General features: G+C 59.5%; 27 protein-coding genes. 13 read left to right on the top strand and 14 right to left on the bottom strand.

The window, feature by feature from the left end; genetic code table 11:
* Positions 1 to 15: 15 nt before the first annotated feature.
* The 3 genes from cysS (at position 16) to DXY30_RS12425 (ending at position 2,202) form a co-directional block, all read left to right on the top strand.
* A complete protein-coding gene (gene cysS / locus DXY30_RS12435; RefSeq protein WP_115095231.1) occupies positions 16 to 1,497 on the top strand; it encodes a cysteine--tRNA ligase in 1,482 nt (493 codons plus the stop codon).
* Between the two features lie 64 nt (positions 1,498 to 1,561).
* On the top strand, positions 1,562 to 1,762 hold the full coding sequence (locus DXY30_RS12430; RefSeq protein ID WP_244281406.1) for a hypothetical protein: 201 nt from the start codon (positions 1,562 to 1,564) through the stop codon (positions 1,760 to 1,762).
* Complete coding sequence (locus DXY30_RS12425) at positions 1,759 to 2,202, top strand: DUF2721 domain-containing protein (RefSeq protein ID WP_115095229.1); 444 nt, start codon at positions 1,759 to 1,761, stop codon at positions 2,200 to 2,202. Before DXY30_RS12430 ends, DXY30_RS12425 begins: the two co-directional genes overlap by 4 nt.
* Here the strand turns inward: DXY30_RS12425 and DXY30_RS12420 are convergent.
* The gene (locus DXY30_RS12420; RefSeq protein WP_115025334.1) at positions 2,195 to 3,514 is read right to left on the bottom strand and encodes a sodium-dependent transporter; all 1,320 of its coding nucleotides are present in this window, start codon (positions 3,512 to 3,514) and stop codon (positions 2,195 to 2,197) included. The two genes, DXY30_RS12425 and DXY30_RS12420, sit on opposite strands and share 8 nt — an antisense overlap.
* 79 nt (positions 3,515 to 3,593) lie before the next feature.
* Between DXY30_RS12420 and DXY30_RS12415 the strand changes: the two genes are divergently transcribed.
* The 3 genes from DXY30_RS12415 (at position 3,594) to DXY30_RS12405 (ending at position 6,586) form a co-directional block, all read left to right on the top strand.
* A complete protein-coding gene (locus DXY30_RS12415; protein WP_115025335.1) occupies positions 3,594 to 4,841 on the top strand; it encodes a 1-deoxy-D-xylulose-5-phosphate reductoisomerase in 1,248 nt (415 codons plus the stop codon).
* A 2-nt stretch (positions 4,842 to 4,843) separates the two neighbouring features.
* Complete coding sequence (locus DXY30_RS14485; RefSeq protein ID WP_115095228.1) at positions 4,844 to 5,212, top strand: ferredoxin; 369 nt, start codon at positions 4,844 to 4,846, stop codon at positions 5,210 to 5,212.
* Between the two features lie 228 nt (positions 5,213 to 5,440).
* Positions 5,441 to 6,586 (top strand): fatty acid desaturase, encoded by a 1,146-nt coding sequence (locus DXY30_RS12405; protein ID WP_115095227.1) that lies wholly within the window; start codon positions 5,441 to 5,443, stop codon positions 6,584 to 6,586.
* Between the two features lie 264 nt (positions 6,587 to 6,850).
* Here DXY30_RS12405 and DXY30_RS12400 read toward each other — a convergent pair whose 3' ends face one another.
* The 4 genes from DXY30_RS12400 to DXY30_RS12385 are packed head-to-tail and all read right to left on the bottom strand — an operon-like array spanning position 6,851 to position 10,744.
* Positions 6,851 to 7,888 carry an alpha/beta fold hydrolase gene (locus tag DXY30_RS12400; protein ID WP_170951258.1) on the bottom strand — a complete coding sequence of 346 codons (1,038 nt, stop codon included), beginning with the start codon at positions 7,886 to 7,888 and terminating at the stop codon, positions 6,851 to 6,853.
* A complete protein-coding gene (locus DXY30_RS12395; protein ID WP_115095226.1) occupies positions 7,888 to 9,309 on the bottom strand; it encodes an NAD(P)(+) transhydrogenase (Re/Si-specific) subunit beta in 1,422 nt (473 codons plus the stop codon). Before DXY30_RS12395 ends, DXY30_RS12400 begins: the two co-directional genes overlap by 1 nt.
* Positions 9,309 to 9,605, bottom strand: a complete 297-nt coding sequence (locus DXY30_RS12390) for an NAD(P) transhydrogenase subunit alpha (RefSeq protein WP_115025338.1) — start codon at positions 9,603 to 9,605, stop codon at positions 9,309 to 9,311. The genes DXY30_RS12395 and DXY30_RS12390 overlap by 1 nt, the downstream gene beginning before the upstream one ends.
* Positions 9,605 to 10,744: a Re/Si-specific NAD(P)(+) transhydrogenase subunit alpha gene (locus DXY30_RS12385; protein WP_244281405.1), complete on the bottom strand. Its 1,140-nt coding sequence runs from the start codon at positions 10,742 to 10,744 to the stop codon at positions 9,605 to 9,607. The genes DXY30_RS12390 and DXY30_RS12385 overlap by 1 nt, the downstream gene beginning before the upstream one ends.
* A gap of 124 nt (positions 10,745 to 10,868) precedes the next feature.
* Between DXY30_RS12385 and DXY30_RS12380 the strand changes: the two genes are divergently transcribed.
* Positions 10,869 to 11,447 (top strand): EF-1 guanine nucleotide exchange domain-containing protein, encoded by a 579-nt coding sequence (locus tag DXY30_RS12380; RefSeq protein WP_115025339.1) that lies wholly within the window; start codon positions 10,869 to 10,871, stop codon positions 11,445 to 11,447.
* A 33-nt stretch (positions 11,448 to 11,480) separates the two neighbouring features.
* Here the strand turns inward: DXY30_RS12380 and DXY30_RS13695 are convergent, their stop codons facing one another.
* Positions 11,481 to 11,714 carry a hypothetical protein gene (locus DXY30_RS13695; RefSeq protein ID WP_137006866.1) on the bottom strand — a complete coding sequence of 78 codons (234 nt, stop codon included), beginning with the start codon at positions 11,712 to 11,714 and terminating at the stop codon, positions 11,481 to 11,483.
* Here DXY30_RS13695 and DXY30_RS12375 point away from each other — a divergent pair.
* The 3 genes from DXY30_RS12375 to trxB all read left to right on the top strand — a co-directional run bounded on the left by DXY30_RS12375 (position 11,708) and on the right by trxB (position 15,049).
* Positions 11,708 to 13,213, top strand: coding sequence for a DEAD/DEAH box helicase (locus DXY30_RS12375; protein WP_244281404.1), 1,506 nt, complete (start codon positions 11,708 to 11,710; stop codon positions 13,211 to 13,213). The genes DXY30_RS13695 and DXY30_RS12375 overlap by 7 nt on opposite strands.
* A gap of 97 nt (positions 13,214 to 13,310) precedes the next feature.
* On the top strand, positions 13,311 to 13,559 hold the full coding sequence (locus DXY30_RS12370; RefSeq protein WP_115095344.1) for a hypothetical protein: 249 nt from the start codon (positions 13,311 to 13,313) through the stop codon (positions 13,557 to 13,559).
* A gap of 107 nt (positions 13,560 to 13,666) precedes the next feature.
* Entirely contained in the window at positions 13,667 to 15,049 is a 1,383-nt protein-coding gene (trxB, locus tag DXY30_RS12365) for a thioredoxin-disulfide reductase (RefSeq protein ID WP_115095225.1), read from the top strand.
* Between the two features lie 12 nt (positions 15,050 to 15,061).
* Here the strand turns inward: trxB and infA are convergent, their stop codons facing one another.
* Positions 15,062 to 15,331 carry a translation initiation factor IF-1 gene (infA, locus tag DXY30_RS12360; RefSeq protein ID WP_006041809.1) on the bottom strand — a complete coding sequence of 90 codons (270 nt, stop codon included), beginning with the start codon at positions 15,329 to 15,331 and terminating at the stop codon, positions 15,062 to 15,064.
* A 201-nt stretch (positions 15,332 to 15,532) separates the two neighbouring features.
* On the opposite strand from infA, the gene DXY30_RS12355 reads away from it, so the two are divergent.
* Positions 15,533 to 16,183, top strand: a complete 651-nt coding sequence (locus DXY30_RS12355) for a pseudouridine synthase (RefSeq protein ID WP_115095224.1) — start codon at positions 15,533 to 15,535, stop codon at positions 16,181 to 16,183.
* On the opposite strand, the gene DXY30_RS12350 is transcribed toward DXY30_RS12355, so the two are convergent.
* The 5 genes from DXY30_RS12350 to DXY30_RS12330 are packed head-to-tail and all read right to left on the bottom strand — an operon-like array spanning position 16,128 to position 19,545.
* Entirely contained in the window at positions 16,128 to 16,943 is an 816-nt protein-coding gene (locus DXY30_RS12350; RefSeq protein WP_115095223.1) for a methyltransferase domain-containing protein, read from the bottom strand. The genes DXY30_RS12355 and DXY30_RS12350 overlap by 56 nt on opposite strands.
* On the bottom strand, positions 16,943 to 17,158 hold the full coding sequence (locus DXY30_RS12345) for a hypothetical protein (RefSeq protein WP_006851288.1): 216 nt from the start codon (positions 17,156 to 17,158) through the stop codon (positions 16,943 to 16,945). Before DXY30_RS12345 ends, DXY30_RS12350 begins: the two co-directional genes overlap by 1 nt.
* A 53-nt stretch (positions 17,159 to 17,211) precedes the next feature.
* Entirely contained in the window at positions 17,212 to 18,174 is a 963-nt protein-coding gene (locus DXY30_RS12340) for an NAD(P)H-binding protein (RefSeq protein WP_115095222.1), read from the bottom strand.
* 56 nt (positions 18,175 to 18,230) lie between these two features.
* Complete coding sequence (gene petM, locus DXY30_RS12335) at positions 18,231 to 18,332, bottom strand: cytochrome b6-f complex subunit PetM (protein WP_038553686.1); 102 nt, start codon at positions 18,330 to 18,332, stop codon at positions 18,231 to 18,233.
* Between the two features lie 28 nt (positions 18,333 to 18,360).
* Positions 18,361 to 19,545, bottom strand: a complete 1,185-nt coding sequence (locus DXY30_RS12330; protein ID WP_115095221.1) for a N2,N2-dimethylguanosine tRNA methyltransferase — start codon at positions 19,543 to 19,545, stop codon at positions 18,361 to 18,363.
* Here DXY30_RS12330 and DXY30_RS12325 point away from each other — a divergent pair.
* Both DXY30_RS12325 and ilvN read left to right on the top strand, forming a co-directional pair.
* On the top strand, positions 19,529 to 20,494 hold the full coding sequence (locus DXY30_RS12325) for an alpha/beta fold hydrolase (RefSeq protein WP_115025348.1): 966 nt from the start codon (positions 19,529 to 19,531) through the stop codon (positions 20,492 to 20,494). The genes DXY30_RS12330 and DXY30_RS12325 overlap by 17 nt on opposite strands.
* On the top strand, positions 20,466 to 20,996 hold the full coding sequence (ilvN, locus tag DXY30_RS12320; protein WP_115025349.1) for an acetolactate synthase small subunit: 531 nt from the start codon (positions 20,466 to 20,468) through the stop codon (positions 20,994 to 20,996). The genes DXY30_RS12325 and ilvN overlap by 29 nt, the downstream gene beginning before the upstream one ends.
* A gap of 2 nt (positions 20,997 to 20,998) precedes the next feature.
* On the opposite strand, the gene DXY30_RS12315 is transcribed toward ilvN, so the two are convergent.
* Both DXY30_RS12315 and DXY30_RS12310 read right to left on the bottom strand, forming a co-directional pair.
* Positions 20,999 to 21,670, bottom strand: coding sequence for a peptidylprolyl isomerase (locus DXY30_RS12315; RefSeq protein WP_115095220.1), 672 nt, complete (start codon positions 21,668 to 21,670; stop codon positions 20,999 to 21,001).
* 4 nt (positions 21,671 to 21,674) lie between these two features.
* On the bottom strand, positions 21,675 to 22,211 hold the full coding sequence (locus DXY30_RS12310; RefSeq protein WP_115025401.1) for a photosystem I assembly protein Ycf4: 537 nt from the start codon (positions 22,209 to 22,211) through the stop codon (positions 21,675 to 21,677).
* Between the last annotated feature and the right edge of the window lie 239 nt (positions 22,212 to 22,450).

Genomic DNA, 22,450 nt, shown 5'->3' with positions numbered 1-22,450 from the left:
AGCTTCTGAACGGCTGTGTCCTTGCGGCTCACCAACACCCTCACCCGCCGCACCGAGCCGTTCACACCGCTGACACCGGGCAAAGCGAGCATCTACTGCTGCGGCGTGACGGTCTATGACCTCTGCCACCTGGGCCATGCCCGCAGCTACATCAACTGGGATGTGCTGCGGCGTTATCTGATCTGGCGAGGCCTCGAGGTGACCTTCGTTCAGAACTTCACCGACATCGACGACAAGATCCTCAAGCGGGCCGACGAGGAAAACTCTTCGATGACCGAGGTGAGCGAGCGGAACATTGCTTCATTCCACCAAGACATGGACGCCCTTGGCATCCTGCGGCCCGACCGCATGCCCCGCGCCACCCAGTGCCTGGATGGGATCCGAGAGCTCATCGGAGAACTGGAAGCCAAGGGTGCGGCCTACAGCGCTGAGGGGGATGTGTATTTCGCGGTGATGAAACATGCCGGTTACGGAAAGCTCAGTGGCCGCGATCTGAGCGAACAACAAGACAATGCCGCCGGTCGCGTGGCCGATACCGAAGAGGCCCGCAAGAAACACCCCTTCGATTTCGCGCTATGGAAAGGGGCCAAACCCGGAGAACCCAGCTTTCCCTCCCCCTGGGGTGAGGGACGCCCTGGCTGGCACATCGAATGCTCAGCCATGGTGCGGGCGGAGCTCGGAGACACAATCGACATCCACCTCGGTGGCGCCGACCTGGTGTTCCCGCACCACGAGAACGAGATAGCCCAATCCGAAGCAGCTACAGGCCAAGACCTGGCCCGGATCTGGATGCACAACGGCATGGTCAATGTCGGCGGTCAGAAGATGAGCAAATCGCTCGGCAACTTCACCACCATCCGCGCGCTGCTGGAGAGTGGGGTCTCGGCGATGACCCTGCGCCTGTTTGTACTTCAAGCGCACTACCGCAAGCCGCTTGATTTCACCGCGGATGCCTTGGATGCCGCGGCCACCGGCTGGAAGGGGCTCAACGCGGCACTGGGTCTTAGCAATCGCCATGGCGACAGCCTCGGCTGGAGCTCCGCCGCACCCTTGCAGGAGGGAGCCGTGAATGCCGATGGCGGTCCCACCGACACCGTTTTGATTGAGCTCGAGCAACGCTTCATCAGCGCCATGGATGATGACCTCAACAGCTCGGGGGGACTGGCTGTTCTGTTCGATCTGGCCAAGCCCCTCCGGGCCCTTGCCAACCGGCTGGAACGGGGCGAGGACGCCGCACTGCCTGAGCCGGAGTTGAACGCCCTCCAGGGTCGCTGGCAGCTCCTACGCCAACTGGCGGCGGTGTTGGGACTGCGCACAGAAGCAGAGGCGGCCTCGATCCTCGATGACAGCGCGATTGATGCGGCCATCGCAGACAGAAAGGCTGCCAAAGCCGCGAAGAACTACGCAGAAGCCGACAGGATCCGGGATGAGCTCGCTGCCAAGGGTGTGGAGCTGATCGACAAACCCGGTGGTGTGACGGAGTGGATCCGCTCCTGATCCCGGCAGACTGAAAAGCACATCGACCTCGCTCCCCATGCTCTGGCTGAAAAAGCTGAATTTCATGGAAACCGCCAAGCTGGAAATGGAGCTGATGAAAGCCCTGGATGCCGGCGAAGACCTCGACGCCAAGCTCGCAACTCAGAGGCAGTTAGCTGAATCCAGTGGCGATGCGGAGCAAGCCTGGAAAGCGGAGGTCTGGAACAAGATGCTGCTCAGGATCCGCAAAATGGAATCCATGTTGAATCCTCCTGGTGAGCCATGAGTGCGGCACCAGCGGAGACACTGCTGAAAGCCATTCAGCTCTCGGTTTCACCGGTGTTTCTCCTGGCTGGCATCGGAGCGATGATGAATGTGCTGTCGGGACGGTTGAGCCGCAGTGTGGATCGCGCCAGAGAGCTGAAACGTCGCTGCCAGGAGCTGGACTGCGACGAGCAGGCTGAATTCAGGTTGATTCGTCAGCGCATCCGGTTGGTGGTTCGTGCCATTGGCCTACTCACGCTGTCGACCCTATTAATTTCAACGGTTGTTGCCGTGATCTTTCTCACGGTGGCCCTACAGATCAACCTTTCGATGGTTGTGGCACCGCTGTTCGTGGCCGCCATGCTGACGCTTACCTCAGCAGCGCTCTGCTTCTTACGCGAAATCACGCTCGCCTCAAAGCAGTTGGAGGCCACCTTTGGGCCCACGGCATCCTTCAACTAGACATCAGATCGATCACGCTGATCACCAGACCGACGGCAATCACAGGCGGCGAAATCCAACGCAGCATGACCAGCAGAAAGCGCTTCAACCAAAGAGGGCTGCCTGAATGGGTGAGCTCCTCCTGAAAGCGCTCCGGAAGCACCCAGCCCAGCAACAACGCCAGCAGCAACCCACCAAGAATCAGCAATAAACCCCCAAACACGGAGTCCATCCAGCCCAGAACCTCCATCGAGGTGGCCGCCGGAAGCCCGGCCACAAAGATCAAGGCCGTGGACACCCAGACGGCCCGAGCTCGACTCCAACCCAGTCGATCGATCAGACATGCCACCGGCACCTCCAGTAGCGACACAGCTGAGGTGATCGCAGCAATGAGGGCCAAGGCGAAAAAGAGCACAGCCACCACCTGGCCTGTGGAGCCAAGCGACCCCAGGCCAGTGGGCAAAGCGATAAAGATCGTGCCCAGGGTCGAGCCGCTGATCACATCCTGAAGGCCAAAACTCATCACCACGGGGAAGGTGACCATTCCAGCCAGCAATCCCACAGCGGTGTCCATCCCAACCACCGCCACGGCTTCCCGCGGCAGGTGGGCACGCCTGCTCAGATAGGCCGAGTAGGCAAGGATGCAACCGATTCCCGTCCCAATCGAGAAGAAGGCCTGCGTGAAGGCATTACGAATCGTGGTGGGGTCACGCAACTGGCTGTTATCCCAGCGCAGCAGGAAGGTCCGGTAGCCCTCCGAGGCGCCCTCAAGGCCAGCGGCCCAAACCGCAAGGCCGATCAGCAGAACGAACAGCAGTGGAAGGCCCCAGCGGGACAAACGCTCGATTCCTCCGCGCACGCCGGCAGCAACCACGCCGGCAGTCGCCACAAGACTCAGAAGCTGGCCGATCAAGGCGGAACGTCCGCCACTGAGACCCGCGAAAAATGCTTCAGCTGAGGGGATATCCGCAGGAAGTCCCTGCGTCAGGGTCTGTACAAGAGTCGCCCCGGTCCAGCCCATCAGCACGGCATAGAAGGCCAGAATTCCACAGGCAGCCAGCACGAACAGCCAGCCCATGGGCTGCCAGCGACGACCAGCCGCCGTCACCGGCGCAAGAAGAGGGCTCTGGCCGGTGCTGCGACCCAGCACCATTTCGGCCACCAGCACCGGCAGGCAGACCAAGAGCACAATCACCACATATAGGAACAGGAAGGCCCCGCCACCCCCCTGAGATGCGCGGTAGGCAAAACCCCAGAGGTTGCCCAGCCCAACGGCACTACCCGCAGCCGCCAAGACAAAGCCCAGTCCCGATCGCCACTGTTCCTTCGCCATGCGCTCTCAACAAGCTGTCCGCCAGCTTGCCAGCGATTAACAGTCCTGGTGGGAGACTTGTCGCAACTGCCGGATCAGCGTGAAAGCCATCAGCGTGCTGGGATCCACGGGCTCCATCGGCACCCAGACCCTTCAGATCGCTGAGGAATTCCCCGATCAGTTCCGGGTTGTGGCACTAACGGCCGGCCGCAACCTGAATCTTCTGGTTCAACAAATCCAGAGGCATCGCCCTGAAGTGGTGGCCCTGGCCGATGCCGATCTGCTGCCGGATCTGCAGGAGCGTCTTAAGGATTCGGGCGTTGCTGCCAGCCATACGCCGAAGCTGGTTGGGGGCGCTGACGGCCTCAATGTCGCTGCCGCATGGGACAGCGCTGACCTCGTGGTGACGGGCATTGTTGGTTGCGCCGGATTGTTACCGACCCTGGCGGCGGTCCGAGCAGGCAAAGACCTGGCCCTGGCCAACAAGGAGACGCTGATTGCTGCCGGACCCGTGGTGTTGCCGGAGTTGAAAAAGAGCGGCAGCAGGCTGCTGCCAGCTGATTCAGAACACTCGGCCATTTTCCAGTGCCTGCAGGGAACCCCCTGGGCTGAAAACGCACGGCTGTCTACAGGAGTGCCCACACCGGGACTGCGTCGGATTCAGCTAACGGCATCCGGCGGCGCCTTCCGCGACTGGAAGGCCGCTGACCTGGAAAAGGCAACCGTGGCCGATGCCACCAGTCATCCCAACTGGAGCATGGGCCGCAAGATCACCGTGGATTCAGCCTCCCTGATGAACAAAGGCCTAGAGGTGATCGAAGCCCACTATTTGTTCGGCCTGGATTACGACCACATTGAGATCGTGATCCATCCCCAGAGCATCATCCATTCCATGATCGAGCTGGCGGATTCGTCAGTCTTGGCCCAGCTGGGTTGGCCCGACATGAAGCTGCCGATCCTCTACTGCCTGAGCTGGCCGTCTCGCCTGGAGACGCCATGGCGCCGGCTGGATCTCACCGAAATCGGCCAGCTCACCTTCCGCGCACCTGACCCCGCCAAGTACCCCTGCATGGAACTGGCCTATGCCGCCGGTCGCGCTGGTGGCACGATGCCTGCGGTGATGAATGCCGCCAACGAAGAAGCCGTGGCGCAGTTCCTTGAGGAGAGAATTCACTTCTTAGATATCCCAACGGTGATCGAGGCAGCCTGTGAGCGGCATAAAGCCGACTTGATGGCCCAGCCGCAACTGGACGATGTGCTGCGGGTCGATCAGTGGGCCCGAACCGCGGTGCGTGAACAGGTGGATCGGGGTGTGACCCGCTTACCCGTGGGAGCTCTCGCCGCTTAAGCATGCAACGGGTCAGTCACCACCTTCTTCTCTGCGCTACCGCCAACAAAGCCAAATGCTGCGATCCTGCCCTAGGTTCACAAACCTGGAATGAACTGAAAAGCGTTGTTCGTGAGCTGGACTTAGAAAACACGCAACGCCCTGAAGGGATTGTCCTAAGGAGCAAAGTTGATTGCCTCAGGGTGTGTGAGCGTGGACCCATTCTTGTTGTTTGGCCAGACGGAATTTGGTACGCAGAAGTGTCGCCCAGCAGGATAAAAAAAATTATTCAAAAGCACATTGTTGACAAACAACCCGTCGAAGAATGGATCCTAAAAAAAACACCATTAGGCTCTAAACATATTTCCTTCGCAGAGCAAATAACAATCTAGCGTATATATTTCTATACACCAACAAGCGTCACCATAACTCCTGCAAGGCACAAGAAAGTGCAAAAGGAACTGATCAAATGCACCAGCTTTTTCCTGGCGACTGAGCAAGGGGACCTCCAGAGCAGCAACCAGGATCTACCACTCGACAGCACCCACAGCTCGCGAGACGAACAACTATGATGAAAACCTTAAGCGTTGATCACTTCTCGCTTGTCCTGAGGCTCTCGATTGGCATTTGCAGCAACGATCAGACCACCAAAAACGGCCTCTGAACACACTCATAAATCAGCCGCTTATCCGACAAAAGCGGAGTTACTGAAAACCTTGCCACCTGAGCTCTCCAAGTTGAGCCCGATCAAGGCGTGGATGAGTTTGGCGATGTCAGTTGGGCTCTCGGCCTTGGCAGTTGGCATTGGAACGCTTATCCCACTTTCTGCCTCAGCCACTCCTTTGTGGATTCTCTATGGAGCTGTTACCGGCACCATTGCGATGGGCTGCTGGGTCATTGCCCATGAGTGCGGCCATCACGCCTTTCACCCCAATCGTCGGATCGAAGGGGTCGTGGGGTTTGCTCTCCATAGCATTCTCCTTGTGCCTTACTACAGCTGGGCCCATAGCCATGCCGTACATCACGCCCACTGCAATCACCTTGAGAAAGGAGAAACCCACGTACCGCCAAGGGCAACGTCACCATTAGGAAAAACCACAGAACAGCTGAAGCAAAACCTGCATCCATTCATCTTCGGGATTATCTCTCTCTTCAACCATCTCGTTATCGGCTGGCAGCTTTATCTATTTTTTGGAGCAACTGGCGGGGAAGACTACGACTCTCCTACATCTCATTTTTGGAATGGCAAGCGAATCACCAACGGAAAGCGGCGCTTGTTTCCTGAAACATTCAAAAAATGGATGGTCCGTTCCAATCTTGGCTTGCTGGCCATGGTTTCTTTCTTGATTGCAGCATCGATACAATATTCCCCACTTCGAGTGCTCTGTCTGTATGGATTGCCATACATGGTAATCAACATGTGGCTGACAACATACACCTGGCTACAACATACGAATAGCGATATTCCTCATTTTTCAAATGAAACATGGTCTTGGCCGAAGGGAGCTCTTCAGACGGTTGACCGCCCTTACGGACCTATCCTTAATCTTTTGCACCACGGGATCGGATCTACTCACGTTTGTCATCACGTCAATTCATCGATTCCCCACTACAACGCTTGGCACGGAACAAATCTGTTGAGGCAAAGATTTCCCGAGCTAGTGCGATACGACCCCACCCCAATCCATAAAGCTCTTTGGAGGATTGCGACAAGATGCGGCGGAGCTGTCTATCAAAACCCCTCTGACAAAGCGTTTTACTTCTAGATGGGTTTACCTGAATCTAGGCATACCCTCGCAAACCCACAAAAACCCAGCAAAACTAGATCCAATTCATTCAATTCGAGACTGAGTTCTGCAGCAAAAGCAAGAACAGATATTTTTTCAATTTCCACCCTGATAAAGATTCATCAAATCACTAAAAGCAAGTCAATTTTGTAGAAATAATCGATATTTCGCGCAGGATTAACAGCATTTAAGCCGACATCTCCTTGGAGCTTGCTACCTAGGACCAAGCCACAAAACAGATGGTCAAATACCTCGAGCAACCAAACTGCCAAGCCAGGCTGCCGCCAACTGATCACCCCAACAGCCGCCATGCCCGTGAAATCCGTTGTGCCCCCCCTTTCGGGTGAACAATGTGCGAATACCAGCCTCGGGAGGCAAACCCTCAGCCAGATCCATGGCAGCTGAAGCTGGAACCCAGGGGTCGTCGAGTGCCTGCAGCAGCAGCGTGGGCGGCATCACATCACAATGCGACAACAGATGCTGAAGGGGTGAGGCCTCGCGGTAGTACGCCTCCACATCCGAGAATCCCCAACGTGGAGCTGTCACGGCGCTGTCGAAGGCACGGATTGAACGTGGTGGCGTCGTCAGCAGCGTGGACTCCTCCTGGCTGCTCACCCCAAAGGGATCTGCCAAGGTCTGCCGCACCAACCGCTTGAGCAGCCAGCGTTGATAGATCCGATTGCGCGGCCGTTCGATCGAGGCACTGCAGGCCGCCAGATCAAGCGGACTGCTTGCACAAAAAAGGCCATCGAACACACCGGGCGATGCCAGACAGGCATTAAGAAGCATCGTGCCGCCCAAGGAGATGCCTGCCCCCAGCAGCGGGCGTCCCGCCGCCAACGCTCGTGCCCGCGCAATCACCGGCAGCAGATCACTGTTGCAGCGCGCTGCGTAGGTACCACCCGCCAGATGCCGGCCGGGATCAGCACCGCGCAGATTCAGCCGCAGCACTGCAAAACCTGCAGCCTGCAAAGCCACACCCATCCGCCTTAGGCCTTCACGAGAGCTGGATCCCCCCAGCCCGTGCAGAAGCAACACCAGGCCTCTGGCTTCCCCTTCAGGCTGATCAAGCAGCGCCAACAAGGCCCCAGCAGCGGCAGCCCCACTGGGCAAGGCAGGCACAGGGATTGGAATCGGAACCCCTTGATCGTGGGGAAGATCCACCTCGCGCAGGGTGTCTCGCAGGGTTTGCAGATCGCCACCAATCCACGGCCAGCGCTGTTGAAACGAAGCAACCCCCAGCCGCTCACGCAGCTGGGGGTTATCCACGCCGCGGCTCATCACTTCTTGCCCAGACCCAGATCTTTGAGTTCCACCAAGAGGTCGCCAAGAACCTTTTTCGCATCCCCAAACAACATCGAAGTGTTAGCGAGCTCGAACAGATCGTTCTTGATGCCGGAGTAGCCGGCACTCATGCCCCGTTTCACCACGAACACCGTGCGTGCATCCTGCACATCCAGCACCGGCATGCCGTACAGCGGCGAATTGGGATCACTCTTGGCCTGGGGATTGACCACGTCATTCGCCCCCAATACCAGCACCACATCAGTAGCAGGGAACTCGGGATTGATCTGGTCCATCTCCTGGAGCTGTTCGTAAGGCACATCCGCCTCAGCCAGGAGCACGTTCATGTGGCCGGGCATGCGACCAGCCACAGGGTGGATGGCATAGGCCACATCAATGCCGGCGCTCTCCAGCACACGGGTCACTTCCCGCAGCGTGTGCTGCGCCTGGGCCACAGCCAAGCCATAACCAGGAACAATCACCACCCGTTCAGCAGCCTCCAGGGTGAGGGCGCATTCCTCGACGCTGCAGCTGGTGATGTTGGTGTATTCGCCACCACCACCGCCTGTGGCAGTGGTCGCACCAAGAGCTCCACCAAACAGAACAGACACCAGAGAACGGTTCATGCCGTTGCACATGACCTGGGTGAGGATCAGGCCGGCGGCACCGACCATGGCACCCGCCACGATCAGCAACTGGCTTCCCACCACGAAACCGGCGGCGGCCGCAGCCACACCCGAGTAGCTGTTCAGCAGCGAAATCACCACGGGCATATCAGCCCCGCCGATTGGCAGCGTCACTCCGATGCCCAGCAGGCCGGAGGCCGCCATCAGAAGCCAGAGGCCCGTGCCTGAATCAGCGTTACGCAGCATCTCAATGGCACCCACGAGGGATGCCACCGCCAGCGCGATGTTGACGACATGACGGCCCTTGCTTTGCATCCAAGCAGGCGTGGAAAGCCAGCCCTGCAACTTGGCCATGGCCACGATGGAGCCTGTGAAGGTGATCGCACCCACGAAGACAGACACAACGATGGACACCACGGCCACAGGACCCGCCGCATCAAGGGCCACCGGATAAAGCGCAGCAGCCAACGCCACCAGCAACGAGGACATGCCTCCGCAGCCGTTGAAGAGGGCGACCGTCTCTGGCATCGAGGTCATCGGCACGCGCTGGGCAGTGATGGCTCCGAGCACACCACCCACCAGCGTGCCGGCAATGATCCAGACCCAGGCCGCGCTGCTGATGCCGGTGGTGCCGAGATAGTTGATCAGCAGACCAAGCACCGCTAGGCCCATGGCCACAGCCGCCAGCTGATTGGCACCCCGGGCTGAACGCACCTTGGAGAGCCCCTTGATGCCAAGGGCCAGCAGAAGAACCGCAACCAGCTCAATCGCGTATTTCAGAAGGTCAGACATCAGCGGTTCTCCTTGCGAGCAGGCTTGCGGCTGAACATGGCCAGCATGCGGTCGGTCACGAGGAAGCCCCCGATCACGTTGAACAGGGCAAAGCCCAGCGAGACGGAGCCGAGCAGCAACACCACGGTGTTATCTCCCGCCTTGATGATCGCAGTGAGCGCTGCCAGGACGGTGATGCCCGAGATGGCATTGGCACCACTCATCAACGGAGTGTGAAGGGTGGGGGGGACCTTGCCGATCAGCTCCAGCCCAAGCAGGCTGCCAAGCAGGAGAACCCAAAGGAATTCAACAAACATCAGTTGGCACCTGGGGTAAGGACGTCGCCACGACGGATGGTGCCGTCCTGGGCGATCAGACAGCCGGCGATCAGTTCATCCTCGGGATCGAGGTTGAGGACACCGTCCTTCATGGTGGGCTCCAACAGAGCCACGAGATTGCGGGCGTAGAGCGCACTGGCGTGATTGGGAACGCTGCAGGGCAGATCATTGCCGCCGATCAGCTTCACACCCTTACGGTCCACGGTCTGACCAGGCACGGTGTCGGCGCAGTTACCGCCCTGAGCCACCGCCAGGTCAACCACCACAGCGCCTGGACGCATCCGATCGAGCATGTCTTCACTGATCAGGCGCGGAGCACGGCGACCGGGCACCTGGGCGGTACAGATGGCCACATCGGCCTCAGCCAGTTGATCAGACAGCTGCTGTCGCTGAGCAGCCAGGAATGCATCGGAGGCCTGTTTGGCATAACCGCCGGATTCAGCCGGCTTGTCTTCCAACTCAGGTGGCTCAATGAAACGGGCGCCGAGCGATTCAACCTGCTCTTTGACCGCCGGCCTGATGTCACTGACATAGACGACTGCACCGAGGCGGCGGGCTGTGGCGACCGCTTGAAGGCCCGCCACACCAGCTCCAAGAATCACAACCTTTGCAGGTTGAACGGTGCCCGCTGCCGTCATCAGCATCGGGAAGTAACGATCCAGAGCAGCGGAAGCCAGCAACACCGACTTGTAGCCAGCGATGTTGGCCTGGGAGGACAAAGCATCCGCAGACTGAGCCCGGCTGATCCGCGGCAGCAGTTCGAGTGCCATGGCAGAGAGACCGCCGCGCTGAAGGCCTGCCGTTAAGTCTTCGTTGGCGTAGGGGGAGAGCAGACCAACCACCAACGCTCCCTGGCGAAGGCGGGCTAGGCCGGCTTCGCTCGGCGATTGAACACAGAGCAGAACATCCGCCTGACTCCAGGCCGATGCATCTCCGGCATGGATCAAATCCGCACCCTGCTCGGCATAAGCCTCATCGAGGTAGCCGGAGGCTGTACCGGCTCCGCGTTCGACTGCCACATTGCAGCCCAACGAAATGAATTTTTTGACCGTGTCGGGCGTTGCCGCAACCCGGGTTTCTTCCGGTGTCGACTCCACCGGTATCAGAAGTCTGGGCAAGGGGAACACAACCACCGACCCAAGTGAGGTTACGAGGTCGCCCTCTCACGATCGGGAAGCTTCCTGAAGAAAGACACCCTGTTCTGTCGCTCTTGCTACGTGAAGCTCATCCTCTGTGCTCCTCATGGGTCTCAGCGCAATCGAGTGTCCCGACGGCCTCTGTCACAGCCACCACGGCGGCCACGCCGTTGAACGGGAAACCATGCAATCCACCCTCCAGTTGCATGGCAAGGACTGGTGTGAACGACTGGCGGAGCGGATCTATGAAATCTCCGTCGACACCTTCTCTCAAAGCGTGATGCCGAGCCTGCACACGGCCGGCTGGCAGCGGCGACACCTCGACTGGGAATTCAAGTTGAATGACGGCGAATGCGAGCCCGATCGAACCCTGGTTGACGGGATGATCAACGCCACGGAAAGCTTTCTGCGCAGCAGCGAAGTGCACCGCCTGTTCATCCAGGAACTCGTGCAGGGCACATTTGCAGAAGCGGAGAATGATGACCTGCGCATCCAGGCGGTCCGCACGCTTGTGGAAACCGAAATCGTGGCGATGCTTGAGGAACGCCGGGAAGAGCTGCTGGATCGGCTCGCTGAACAGATGCTGAACTCAGCGAAGGGGGATTTCAAGGCCGCTCGCTCCGCCTCAGAAGAAGCCTTGATGGAAGTGGAACACTTAGTGGTTAACCACGCTGAAGCGCTCTGAAGAAAGGCTCTGGCGCCAAAACGTGCTGCCGAATCAAACGATCGGCAGCACTTCCTGTTCAAGCCCAAGGGCCCAGCTCACCTCTCCGCGGCGATGCAGAACGCGCGCTCGAAGAATCAATGGGTCGATGTCGCAATCGAGTTCCCAACAGCCATCCAGTTGATCGCGATGCTGATCGAGGGGGCTGCTGAAGAAGGAGCGTTGGGCCATGGCGATGGGCGGGACCCGATCCCGATGGAGCTGATGGCCGGACGGTAGAGATGCCACGGCGCAAAAGAATGGTTAAAAAGACTCATCTTCCGGGGGGGGGCGATATCTCAGCCGTCAGCTTCAACCTCCCGTCCAAGGTCAACACCGATCAAGACCCAGTACTTGTCCAACCAAGACAGTGGCAGCAACAGCTGATCCAGCTCCTGCGGCGCAGGCTCGAACTTCAGGGCAGCAGCCGCGACCTTCTGGTGTTTGCAGGTCCAGGGGCGGGGAAAACATTGGGTGCCCTGTTGGGATTCCGCGCGATGCGGGATCAAGGCCGGCTGAACCATTTCGTGGTCTTCTGCCACCGGACCTCAATTCTGAATCAGTGGAAATCAGCCTCTTCACGGCTCGGCTTTCGGCTGGAGGAGTGGCCCTGCACGCCGGAACAGAGCCTTGGAGCAGACGGTCTTTTGGTGACGTATCAGGGTGCGGGTCGTCAACCAGACGCGCTGCGAGCACGTCTTGAGGAATGGGGCACAAGCGACTGCATGGCGATCGCCGATGAGGCACACCATCTCGGCGTCAATCCCGACGAACCGGACGCAACAGCCTGGGGACAGACCTTTCTGGAGCTGACCAAGACCGTCCGCCTGCGTCTGGGACTCACAGGAACCCCCTTTCGTGCCGACAACCTGGGGTTCTGTGCCGCCCGTCGAATCCGGGTTCAACTGGACGACGGTGGCTGGGTCGAGCAGATCCGTCCGGATCTCTGCGTGGAACCAAGGGACCTGATCGCGGCAGGGGATGTCCGCCCCCTGGAGTTCCGCTTTCAAGACGGCTGGGTGGAACACAGCCGCGAGGGACTACCCGATCGCAACGTTTCCCCCCTTTCTTCCGAACAGCGGGAAAGCTGGCGTGCTCGCAACCTGCGTCGCGCCATACGCTTAGCCGACAGCAGCAGCATTGGCCAGCAGGTGCTGCTGAGAGCGCAGCAGAAACTGAATCAACTTCAGGAGCGTCAGCCACAGTCAGCTGGCCTTGTCATCGCCCGCGACATCAATCACGCCGAGGCCATCAGCCGGGTGTTGATTGACGACGGCAACCGGGTGGAGCTGATTCATTCCCAGAGCCCCCAAGCGACGGAACGCTTGAACGCCTTCCAAAGCGGGAGTGCCGATTGGCTTGTGAGCATTGACATGTGCGCGGAAGGCTTTGATGCACCACGACTAAGGGTGGTTGCCTATCTGACCACCGTTGTGACCCGCAGCCGTTTTGTGCAGGGCATCACCCGGGCCGTGCGGATGACACCAGAACTAGCCGCCTGCGAAGCCATCCCCCGAGAAGCCTCCTTCGTCTTCGCTCCGGCAGACCCACTGCTCATGGACTACGCACGGTCATGGTCGGTGGCAGAGCCTTACGTGCTGCGCCCTCAGGGCCAGGACTCCCAGGATGACTTGCAGGGTGTTGGGCCATGGCGCGGCCCCAGCCTTCCCCTCGAAGCGGTTGAAGATGGAGCCGGTGCGGTGATCCGCCTGAAAACACCCGAATTGCCCACTTTTTTGCAGCGCTGAACACAGCTTTGGTCAGAGGAAAATGCGAACTTGTGCGAATGGGAGGCTCGAATGGGACCTCCGATCCGTCAACCTGATCAACATCGAGGAGTCAGTCATGGATGCCGCAATGGAACGCCGGGTCATCGTTGCAAGCGGCTGGGCATCCACGCGCATCGCAGTCCTGGACAAGGAAGAGCGCTATGAAGACAGTTATGCCATCACCCAAGAATTCTGCGAATGGATCACTTGCATAGGAGAAAACATTGAGATGCTTGAGGCCAATGTTTTGGCCGTTCCGCGCAATCCAAGCAAGCGTCGACCGATTCACGACCCAACGTCCAACGATTCCCAGGTTGAAATCTAAAAACAACCTTAAATTTCTCCAAACTTGAAGCATCTTTTTTCGGATTGCAACTCACCACTGGCTCAAGCCGGGCTTTAGATTTAACTCATAGTCAGTTCGCTTAAGCGGTGGTTCAAGGCGGTTCGGATCACATCGAAAATCTGGTGGTAGTCGGTTCAGGCCCAGCCGGTTACACGGCAGCCATCTATGCAGCACGCGCCAACCTGCAACCGCTGCTGATCACCGGCTTTCAACGCGGGGGTATCCCCGGCGGACAGTTGATGACCACGACTCATGTCGAGAATTTTCCCGGTTTTCCGGATGGTGTTCTCGGTCCTGACCTGATGGATCTGATGAAGTCCCAGGCTGTTCGTTGGGGCACCCACCTGCTGGAAGCCGATGCCGACAGCATTGATCTGACGTCGAAGCCTTATCGCATTGAGGTCGACGGACAGACCATCCACACCCACGCCCTGGTGATCGCCACCGGAGCCAGTGCAAACCGTCTCAAACTTCCTTCAGAGGCTGCCTTTTGGAGCAAGGGCATCAGCGCCTGCGCAATCTGTGACGGAGCCACACCGCAGTTCCGCAACGAAGAGCTCGCGGTGGTCGGCGGCGGCGATTCCGCCTGCGAAGAGGCGGTGTATCTGACCAAATATGGAAGCCATGTTCATCTCGTGGTGCGCTCGGACAAACTCCGTGCCAGCGCTGCCATGGCTGACCGGGTGTTGGCCAATGAGGCCATCACAGTGCACTGGAACAGCGAGATCGTTGACGTCAGCGGAGATGACTGGATGCAGTCGATGATCCTGCGGGATCGCAATGAAGGGAGTTCTCAGAGCCTTTCTGTCAAAGGGCTCTTCTACGCAATCGGCCATACCCCCAACACCGATTTGCTTCAGGGGCAACTTGATCTCGACGAGAAGGGCTATCTGAAAACGGAACTGGGGCGTCCGGAAACGTCCCTGGAGGGAGTCTTCGCTGCCGGCGATGTGGCTGATGCTGAATGGCGACAGGGCATCACCGCAGCCGGGAGTGGCTGCAAAGCAGCCTTGGCAGCAGAGCGCTGGCTAAGCCATCACAACCTGGCCACCAGGGTGCAACGCCAGGACGTGGAGCCAGCGGTGGCAGAACGACCGGTCAACGTGGAGGTCACCACAGAAGCGACCTACGACCCACAAGGGCTGTGGCAGAAAGGAAGCTTTGCCCTCCGCAAGCTTTATCACGACAGCACGAAGCCTCTACTGGTGATCTACACATCACCCAGCTGCGGTCCTTGCCACGTGCTGAAGCCTCAGCTGCGGCGGGTGATCGAAGAGCTGAATGGATCTGCCCAGGCCGTCGTCATCGACATCGAAGCGGATCAGGAGATCGCCGAACAGGCTGGGGTCAATGGCACTCCGACGGTTCAACTGTTTCACCAGAAAGCCATGGTGAAGCAGTGGCGCGGCGTTAAGCAGCGCAGCGAATTCAAAGCTGCGATTGAATCCTGCCTTCAGGCTGCCGCCTAAGGGCAGCGGCCTTCAACGACGGCGAGGGCCACCGGGGCGGTTTCCACCGGGACGACCACCAGGCGCACCTGCATTGCGCTCTCGATAAGTGATGCGGCCACGGGTTAGGTCATAGGGGCTGATTTCCACCAGAACCTTGTCACCGGCAAGCAATTTGATTCGAAACTTGGTGAGCTTTCCAGCCGCTCTGCAAAGGCATTGGTGGCCTGCAGGTTGCTCGAGGGTGACCAGATAGAACCCATTGCCCTGTTCCTTCTCGATCACGCCCGAGGTTTCGATCATGCGTCGGTAGCCAATTCTGTCTTGCTTGTATCAGTTTAGAAGGCCACTTGCGCCCCGCCGAGAGAACAGAGCCCTTAGGCTCCAACGCCGACCCCTCTCCCCCCGCCGTGATTCTTCCCCCGTTGAGCATGGATCTCGGTCTGCTGCTGATCTCCGTCGGCGTGGTCAACCTGTGGAGGATGCGAGAGAACGCGAGCTGACTTGACGACGCTGCTGCTGAACAAACCCTTTGGGGTCTTGAGTCAATTCACGCCAGAGGAAGGGAGCCGTTGGGGGTGCTTGAGCGACTTTGTTGACGTGCCCCAGGTCTACGCCGCTGGGCGTCTTGACGCCGACAGCGAGGGGCTTCTGATCCTCACCAGCAACGGTCGCCTGCAGCAGCGCCTCACCGACCCACGCTTTGGCCATTGGCGCAGCTACTGGGCGCAAGTCGAAGGCACGCCCACCATCGAACAGCTGCAACAGCTTCGGGATGGTGTTGTCATTCAAGGCCGTCGCACCCTGCCGGCGAAAGCACAGTGGCTTCAAGGGCACGACCAACCGCAACTCCCCGATAGAAGGCCTCCCATTCGTTACCGCGCCGCGATCCCCACCAGCTGGCTACAGCTGTCACTTACCGAAGGACGCAACCGGCAAGTGCGACGCATGACTGCGGCCGTCGGACTACCGACATTGCGTTTGGTGCGTTGCTGCATTGACTTGATGGACAATGGCCCACCGCTGGACCTGAAAGAACTTCAAGCCGGAGACTGGCGTGCAGTAACAGGTGCTGAACAAGAGCGGCTCAACAAGCTCATCAGCAGCAAGACGATCTCTTCTGGACCTCGTCGGGGAGGGAACCGACGAGGGTGACCGCGCGAAACGCAATGCCCTCGACCTCGCGCCAGGGCTTTTCGCTGCGCTCTGCATAGCGAACCTGCTCAAAGCCAAGGGCCTCGAAGGCTTCCAAGAAATCCTGCTCCTGCCAGGCGCCACTGATACACCCACTCCAAAGATCAGGGTCCTGCTGCAAACGCAGGGGCACAGCCTGATCGCAGACGATGTCGCTGATGGCAACCCGTCCGCCGGGAGCCAGAACCCGGCGAATGTTGGCCAGAAGCCTGTCGCGGGAGGATGGATTCACCAGATTGAGCACACAGTTGCTCAGCACAACATCCATCGAGGCATCGGCAATCAGGGGCTCTCCCGCGGCAGAAGGCGCATCAAGGGCTTCGATGGCTCCATCAACAAAACGGACGTTGTCGAACCCCACTGCTGACGCCACCACCGGGATCGCCGAACGAGACAGGACAAGCATGTCTTCGTTGCGATCCACACCGGTGACGCTGCCGGACTTTCCGACAATTTGACTGCAGATGAAGGCGTTTTTACCGCTGCCGCTGCCAAGGTCGAGCACACGATCACCCTGCTTCACCCATCGGGTGGGATCACCGCAGCCGTAATCACGCTCGACAACAGCATCGGGAATCACTCGGAGCAGAGCAGGGTCGAATCCAACCGGGGTGCACAAGCAGGCTTCCTGCTCGTGTGCAGCGGCTCCGTAACGGGCTTCAACAGCCTGCGTTTGATCCAGAGACTGGGGCTGAGAGGGAGGGCAGCACGACTCAGCCATCAGCCGATGGCCTCCTGTAGCTCACGCACCACATTCCACTGGCCGTACCAGTAGTTGGCCTCGGCTCGACGGTCCGGATCCGCCACACCATCAACCGCATCGGGGCCCACCGACTTCCACAACTCATGACCGCAAACACGGTTGAGACCCTGTTCTGCTTCATCCGACAACAATTGCAGACGCCGCTGCAGATTTTTGAGCTGAGCGACAGCCATCAGAAAAGGATCAATTAAGGCGATAGTACAAAAGAACCAAGGGGTATCAAGGTTCAGAAGGGGAGCTTTTTCTTCGCGTCCTTGTCGAGATCCGCTTCCATCTCTCGCAAACGCTTCAGGATCGTGTCGTAGTACTCACTGATGTAACTCTCCATCTCGGTGGTTTCGGATGCGTCGAGACCAAAAGCTGAGTAGCTGGTTTGCATCGGAGCGTCGAGGGTCTGACCGCTACCGGTGACCTCTGCAAATGCAAGCCGCTCCGCCACGTTGACGGCAGGCTCAAAGAAGGAGGCCACACCCTGCATCAGGTTGATCAAGAAGGGCTGAACCCGAAACACCCTGGCCGTCTTGCCACTGCAGCGTTCGCACAGCTGCACCAGTTCACCGGTGTTCCAGGGCTTAGGCCCGACGACCGGATACGTACTGCGAACGGTCTCCGGCCGCTCGAGAGCCGCAACAGCGAATCGAGCCATGTCCTGGGTGTTCATGTAGGCAATGGCCGTAGGGCTGCCACTGACCCAAACGGTTTGGCTCTCCAGAACAGGGATGGCGAACTGGCTGATCACCCCCTGCATGAACGCAGCACCCTGCAGGATCGTGTAATCCAGATCCGATGACTCCAGCAGCTTCTCCGTGCAGGCCTTGATGTCCATCAATGGAACATCGCGATGCTGATGGGCTCCCAGCAAGGAGAGAAAAACAAAACGCTTGACCCCAGCCCTTTCACAGGCACGAAGCAGATTGAGCTTTCCGTCCCAATCCGTCTCGTAGATGCTGCGTGGATCGTTGGGCCGACTTGTGGACGCATCGATAACGGCATCGACGCCTTCAAGGGCGTAATCCAGGCTGTCTGGTTCGAGCAGGTCGCCACGGGTGAGTTCGCAACCCCATTCCTGGAGGAAGGCGGCTTTGCGCGGAGCCCGCACCATGCAACGCACCTGGTGGCCGGCATCGATGGCACGACGGGCGATTTGTCGTCCCAGGGTGCCCGTGCCACCCACCACAAGCACTTGCATCGGCGCCTTCCTCGCGAAGACGGGAGCCTAATGGCCCCCGCTTCAAAGCGACTGCTTCAGTCGTCGCCCTGCAGTTTCAGCAGCAGAGCACCACCAGCGAGACCGATGGGAATTAGGACCCAGAAGATCGCAGCAGTTCCAAAAATCTCAGCAGCCATGGTCTGGGCAAAGCGATCGCACGCCCATTTAAATCCCTTCCCCCCGCAGGCTGGTGCAGATCTGTAACAGCTGCGGCAATTCCGCATCGGTTCTGACCTGTGCTGGCATGACTCCACTGGCACTTGCGCGGTAGCCCTCGGCATGAAGCGCCTGCACCAGTCGACCGAGGGCGGGCGGCCCACCGCCTCCCAATCGCGAGGCCAGCTCATCTGTAGGCCAGACCGTGGGGCAATCCCCAGGATCCGCCTGCAGGCGCCGCAACAAGCGCAGGGTGACAGGGCTGATCTGCTGAAGGCCAAGGTCTTGGGCATCGGCAATGAGCTGCTGCAAAAGAGGTTCTTCCTGCAGAGGACCAATCCACAAAGGGCCACTGATGCTCCACCTCCCCTGACCCTCCAAGCAATGACAAGCAGGCCAGCCGCTGAGCTTCAGCAGAGGCTGCACCCGTTGAGCACCGCATCGTTCACAACGTGCCACCAGCCCAAGCTTCTTCTCATCCCCCGCTGGGATCTGACGCAGCAAGCGCAGGGCGAGGCGAAAGGTGCGCCCTTCACTAAAGCTGAACAGGGGCTGCACACCGTGGCCCAGAAGCCAGGCCTGCCGGGCCACCAGGCCGATCTGCTGCCGCAGAGCCATTTCCCAGCTAGCGGGATGCACGCGAGCTGCGGCACCAAGGCTTCGAATCGCACCAACACGGTCATGACCGGTGGGGGAACGGCCATCCGTCGATGCCAGAAACAACAGGCCTTCGAAGCGCAAAGCCTGAAGGACCGGCTGAATCAAGCTCCCCGAAGCCCCAAAGGCATCGAGGTCGATGAAATCGAACCGCTGACGCTGAAGGATCGACCGATAAAGCAACAAATCTGCCGCCTCAGCGCTGAGCCGCGTTGAACACCCCAATGCCTGCACATTGGACTGGATCAGCGGCAGCCGATCCGGATCACCATCGTTGATCCAGAGCTCTGTCTCAGCGGCATCGCTGCCCAACGCCTCCAGGCCCCAGCGCAGCGCCCTGATCCCACAACCGGCCATCAGATCAAGCCAACGGAGTGGTTGCGTTGCGCGTGCCTTCTGGTGGCGGGCCAGCAACACCGAGAGATCGCGTGCCGGGCGTGACTCAGGCCTGAAAAACCCTGGGCCAAGGCTGAACTCAGCCAGACCTTCGCGATAGTGATGATCGGTTGAGGTCAGAAGGGTGCCGTCTGCTGCCATCCAGACTGCCGAGTGGGGCGTTCCAAGCACCTGGTGCTGGAGAGGCTGGCCCTGCCACTGGCGCGTCAGCGGCCCTGAAGCGGGCCCCGCTCTGCTGCTGTTGCACGGCTTCGGCGCCGCCAGCGGACACTGGCGCCACTTTGCGCCGCGATTGGCTGATCATGGCTGGCGGGTCTACAGCCTGGATCTGCTGGGTTTCGGTCAGTCCGCCCAGCCGGCGCGGCCCATGGACAATCGGCTCTGGGCGCAGCAGGTCTGCGCGTTCCTCGATCAAGTGGTTCAAGGACCAGCGGTGGTGATCGGCAACTCCTTGGGGGGCCTGACTGCGCTCACCGCAGCGGTGCTGCGGCCCGACAGGGTGCAGGCGGTAGTTGCAGCTCCGCTACCGGACCCCGCCCTGATCCAACCGCTGCCGAAACGTCGCTCGCCCTGGCGACGGCGCTGGCAGCGGCGCCTGCTTTGGCTGGTTCTGCATCTTCTGCCCCTTGAGCTTGTGGTGCCCTTGATCGCACGCACAGGTTTGCTCAAAGCCGGGCTACAGGGGGCCTACTGGAGTTCGATCCAATCCGATCAAGAACTGCTTCAGCTGGTTGCCCGTCCTGCCCGAAGGCCCACGGCCGCTCAGGCCCTCCGGGGCATGAGCCTGGGCATGTCGAAGCGCCCCAGAGGAGCCACTGCCCCCGCACTGCTCGAGCAGCTCCAATCCCCCATGCTTCTGATCTGGGGACGTCAGGATCGATTTGTGCCCCTGGCGATCGGGGAATCCCTGGCAGCCACGCATCCACAACTCGTACTGCGTGTGCTGGATCGCTGCGGTCACTGCCCCCATGACGAAGCACCCGATCGCTTCCTTTCTGTGTTGTTGCCCTGGCTGGACCGTAACTTGGGAGGACCAGACCGGCAGGGGACGACCAGCGGCGATGAAACACACCCTCTCGGTGGTGGTTGAGGACGAATCCGGAGCACTCAGCCGGATCGCAGGACTCTTCGCCCGACGCGGTTTCAATATCGACAGCCTGGCAGTCGGTCCAGCAGAGGCGGAAGGGCAGTCTCGACTGACCATGGTTGTTGAAGGCGATGACCAGACGCTCCAGCAGATGACCAAACAGCTGGACAAACTGGTGAATGTGCTTCAGGTGTTGGACCTCACCCAGCGCCCCGCTGTGGAACGGGAGTTGATGCTGCTGAAAGTCTCAGCACCGGCAGCATCTCGGAGCGCTGTTTTCGAACTCGTTCAGGTCTTCAGGGCCAAGGTCGTGGATGTGGCCGATGAAGCCATGACCCTGGAAGTGGTGGGAGATCCCGGGAAACTAGTAGCCCTGGAACGCTTAATGGCTCCCTTCGGAATTCTCGAAATTGCCCGCACCGGCAAGGTGGCGCTGGAGCGGGCTTCAGGGGTTAACACAGAAATGCTGAAGGTGTCCCCGAGCCAGAGCCGGGTCCCGGCCTGAGTTCACTCCTTTAACGCTGCCTTGATGATGCGATCTCCCTGCTGAATCGCATCCACCACATCCATGCCGTCCAAGACACGGCCGAAGACGGCATAACGACCATCCAGTTCCGGCAAGGGGCGCAAAGCCACATAAAACTGTGCACTAGCGGAATCCGGCGCCTGGGAACGGGCCATGGCCACGGCCCCCCGTTCATGGGTCAGCTCCAGACCATCCAGGTCAGCGGGATTGGTGCTGACCCTGCTGTATCGGGGCTGGGTCTCCGATCGAAACTTGATTTCAAGGGGGATCATCCGAGCTTGACCATTGGCGGGGTCAACAAAGCTGCCCGTTCCAAGCTGCCCCAAGGGAACGGATCGATCGCTGGATTGCGGATCCCCCCCTTGCACAACAAAGGGGACAGGCTCGCGCACAACACGATGAAACATCGTTCCGTCGTAGGTGCCGCGCCTCACCAGATCAACAAAATTTCCGGAGGTGAGCGGTGCAGCATCTCCGTTCACTTCAATCGTGAACTCGCCCTGGCTCGTCTGCATGGTGATGGTGGCCAGCCCCTGCAGGCAGGCCGCCTGAGCATCAGCGCAGCCCGTCACGACGGAGGCACGCGGAGAGGGACTGCAACTCACCAGCAGGGGGATGAGACACAGCAGCGTCCACAAACGAAAACGACGCATCGGATCAGAGCCCCTCGAGATTGACGCCAAGGAAGCGGGCCAGCTCAGCACCGTCCTGCTCCAACTGCGCCAGAGGCAGCGGTTCGCCGACGCGGGTCAGTGGCATGTCACGTCGTCCCTGAATTCTCAGGGCAACACGACGTCGAGCATTGAAACCATCACGCACCTCGACTTTCACGGCCTTCACGTCCTTAAGAGGGATCTCCACCAGAACGGGTTTGCGGAAACCGCGACGGCTGATAGTCACCACACCGGCGTCCTTGTCGAACCGGTTGCTACCGCCGCCGACATTCACACCGATGACGTACCAGAGATAGGTGGCCAGCAACGCCGCAGCGAGGCTGTACAACCCCATGACCAGCCCCTGCGGCACGAACACCAAAGCAGCTGGATGGCCCAGAGGCAGGAGATCACGACCGAGATAACTCGACAGCGAAGCCAGAAGGAAGCCCACTCCGCCAATGGTGACGGCAGATGCCACCAGATAATTCGAGAGACGACGGGAGCCGAGCACGGTTTGCTCGAGCACTGCTGCGGACATGACCCAGCCAGAACGAAGCGCCATTGTGACCGCAGAAAGGCCCATGCGTCGAAATAGGAAAAAATCCCTAAGAAACAAAGCGATACGAGGGGTTTCAGCTCAGTAAATTCAGCCCCGCAGGACGCTTGAAGATTGTTAAGGTCGCGGCGTATCCCACAGCCTGCGGCTTTCCGCACCGTTCACCTCTCATGACGATCGCTGTAGGACGCGCGCCACAGCGGGGATGGTTCGACGTCCTC

Origin of the sequence: Synechococcus sp. UW106 (assembly GCF_900474015.1) — a bacterium.
In the GTDB taxonomy this organism is placed as follows: Bacteria; Cyanobacteriota; Cyanobacteriia; order PCC-6307; family Cyanobiaceae; genus Parasynechococcus.
The sequence above is the reverse complement of the archived record's forward strand: the minus strand, read 5'-3'. Positions and strand labels throughout refer to the sequence as shown.

What these genes read in the sequence shown, in the direction of transcription:
- DXY30_RS12430 (WP_244281406.1), top strand. Translation starts at nt 1,562, where the DNA reads ATGGAAACCGCCAAGCTGGAAATGGAGCTGATGAAAGCCCTGGATGCC.
- DXY30_RS12425 (WP_115095229.1), top strand. Translation starts at nt 1,759, where the DNA reads ATGAGTGCGGCACCAGCGGAGACACTGCTGAAAGCCATTCAGCTCTCG.
- DXY30_RS12420 (WP_115025334.1), bottom strand. Translation starts at nt 3,514, where the DNA reads ATGGCGAAGGAACAGTGGCGATCGGGACTGGGCTTTGTCTTGGCGGCT.
- DXY30_RS14485 (WP_115095228.1), top strand. Translation starts at nt 4,844, where the DNA reads ATGCAACGGGTCAGTCACCACCTTCTTCTCTGCGCTACCGCCAACAAA.
- DXY30_RS12400 (WP_170951258.1), bottom strand. Translation starts at nt 7,888, where the DNA reads ATGAGCCGCGGCGTGGATAACCCCCAGCTGCGTGAGCGGCTGGGGGTT.
- DXY30_RS12395 (WP_115095226.1), bottom strand. Translation starts at nt 9,309, where the DNA reads ATGTCTGACCTTCTGAAATACGCGATTGAGCTGGTTGCGGTTCTTCTG.
- DXY30_RS12390 (WP_115025338.1), bottom strand. Translation starts at nt 9,605, where the DNA reads ATGTTTGTTGAATTCCTTTGGGTTCTCCTGCTTGGCAGCCTGCTTGGG.
- DXY30_RS12380 (WP_115025339.1), top strand. Translation starts at nt 10,869, where the DNA reads ATGGGTCTCAGCGCAATCGAGTGTCCCGACGGCCTCTGTCACAGCCAC.
- DXY30_RS12375 (WP_244281404.1), top strand. Translation starts at nt 11,708, where the DNA reads ATGCCACGGCGCAAAAGAATGGTTAAAAAGACTCATCTTCCGGGGGGG.
- DXY30_RS12370 (WP_115095344.1), top strand. Translation starts at nt 13,311, where the DNA reads ATGGATGCCGCAATGGAACGCCGGGTCATCGTTGCAAGCGGCTGGGCA.
- infA (WP_006041809.1), bottom strand. Translation starts at nt 15,331, where the DNA reads ATGATCGAAACCTCGGGCGTGATCGAGAAGGAACAGGGCAATGGGTTC.
- DXY30_RS12350 (WP_115095223.1), bottom strand. Translation starts at nt 16,943, where the DNA reads ATGGCTGAGTCGTGCTGCCCTCCCTCTCAGCCCCAGTCTCTGGATCAA.
- DXY30_RS12345 (WP_006851288.1), bottom strand. Translation starts at nt 17,158, where the DNA reads ATGGCTGTCGCTCAGCTCAAAAATCTGCAGCGGCGTCTGCAATTGTTG.
- DXY30_RS12340 (WP_115095222.1), bottom strand. Translation starts at nt 18,174, where the DNA reads ATGCAAGTGCTTGTGGTGGGTGGCACGGGCACCCTGGGACGACAAATC.
- petM (WP_038553686.1), bottom strand. Translation starts at nt 18,332, where the DNA reads ATGGCTGCTGAGATTTTTGGAACTGCTGCGATCTTCTGGGTCCTAATT.
- DXY30_RS12330 (WP_115095221.1), bottom strand. Translation starts at nt 19,545, where the DNA reads ATGGCAGCAGACGGCACCCTTCTGACCTCAACCGATCATCACTATCGC.
- ilvN (WP_115025349.1), top strand. Translation starts at nt 20,466, where the DNA reads ATGAAACACACCCTCTCGGTGGTGGTTGAGGACGAATCCGGAGCACTC.
- DXY30_RS12315 (WP_115095220.1), bottom strand. Translation starts at nt 21,670, where the DNA reads ATGCGTCGTTTTCGTTTGTGGACGCTGCTGTGTCTCATCCCCCTGCTG.
- DXY30_RS12310 (WP_115025401.1), bottom strand. Translation starts at nt 22,211, where the DNA reads ATGTCCGCAGCAGTGCTCGAGCAAACCGTGCTCGGCTCCCGTCGTCTC.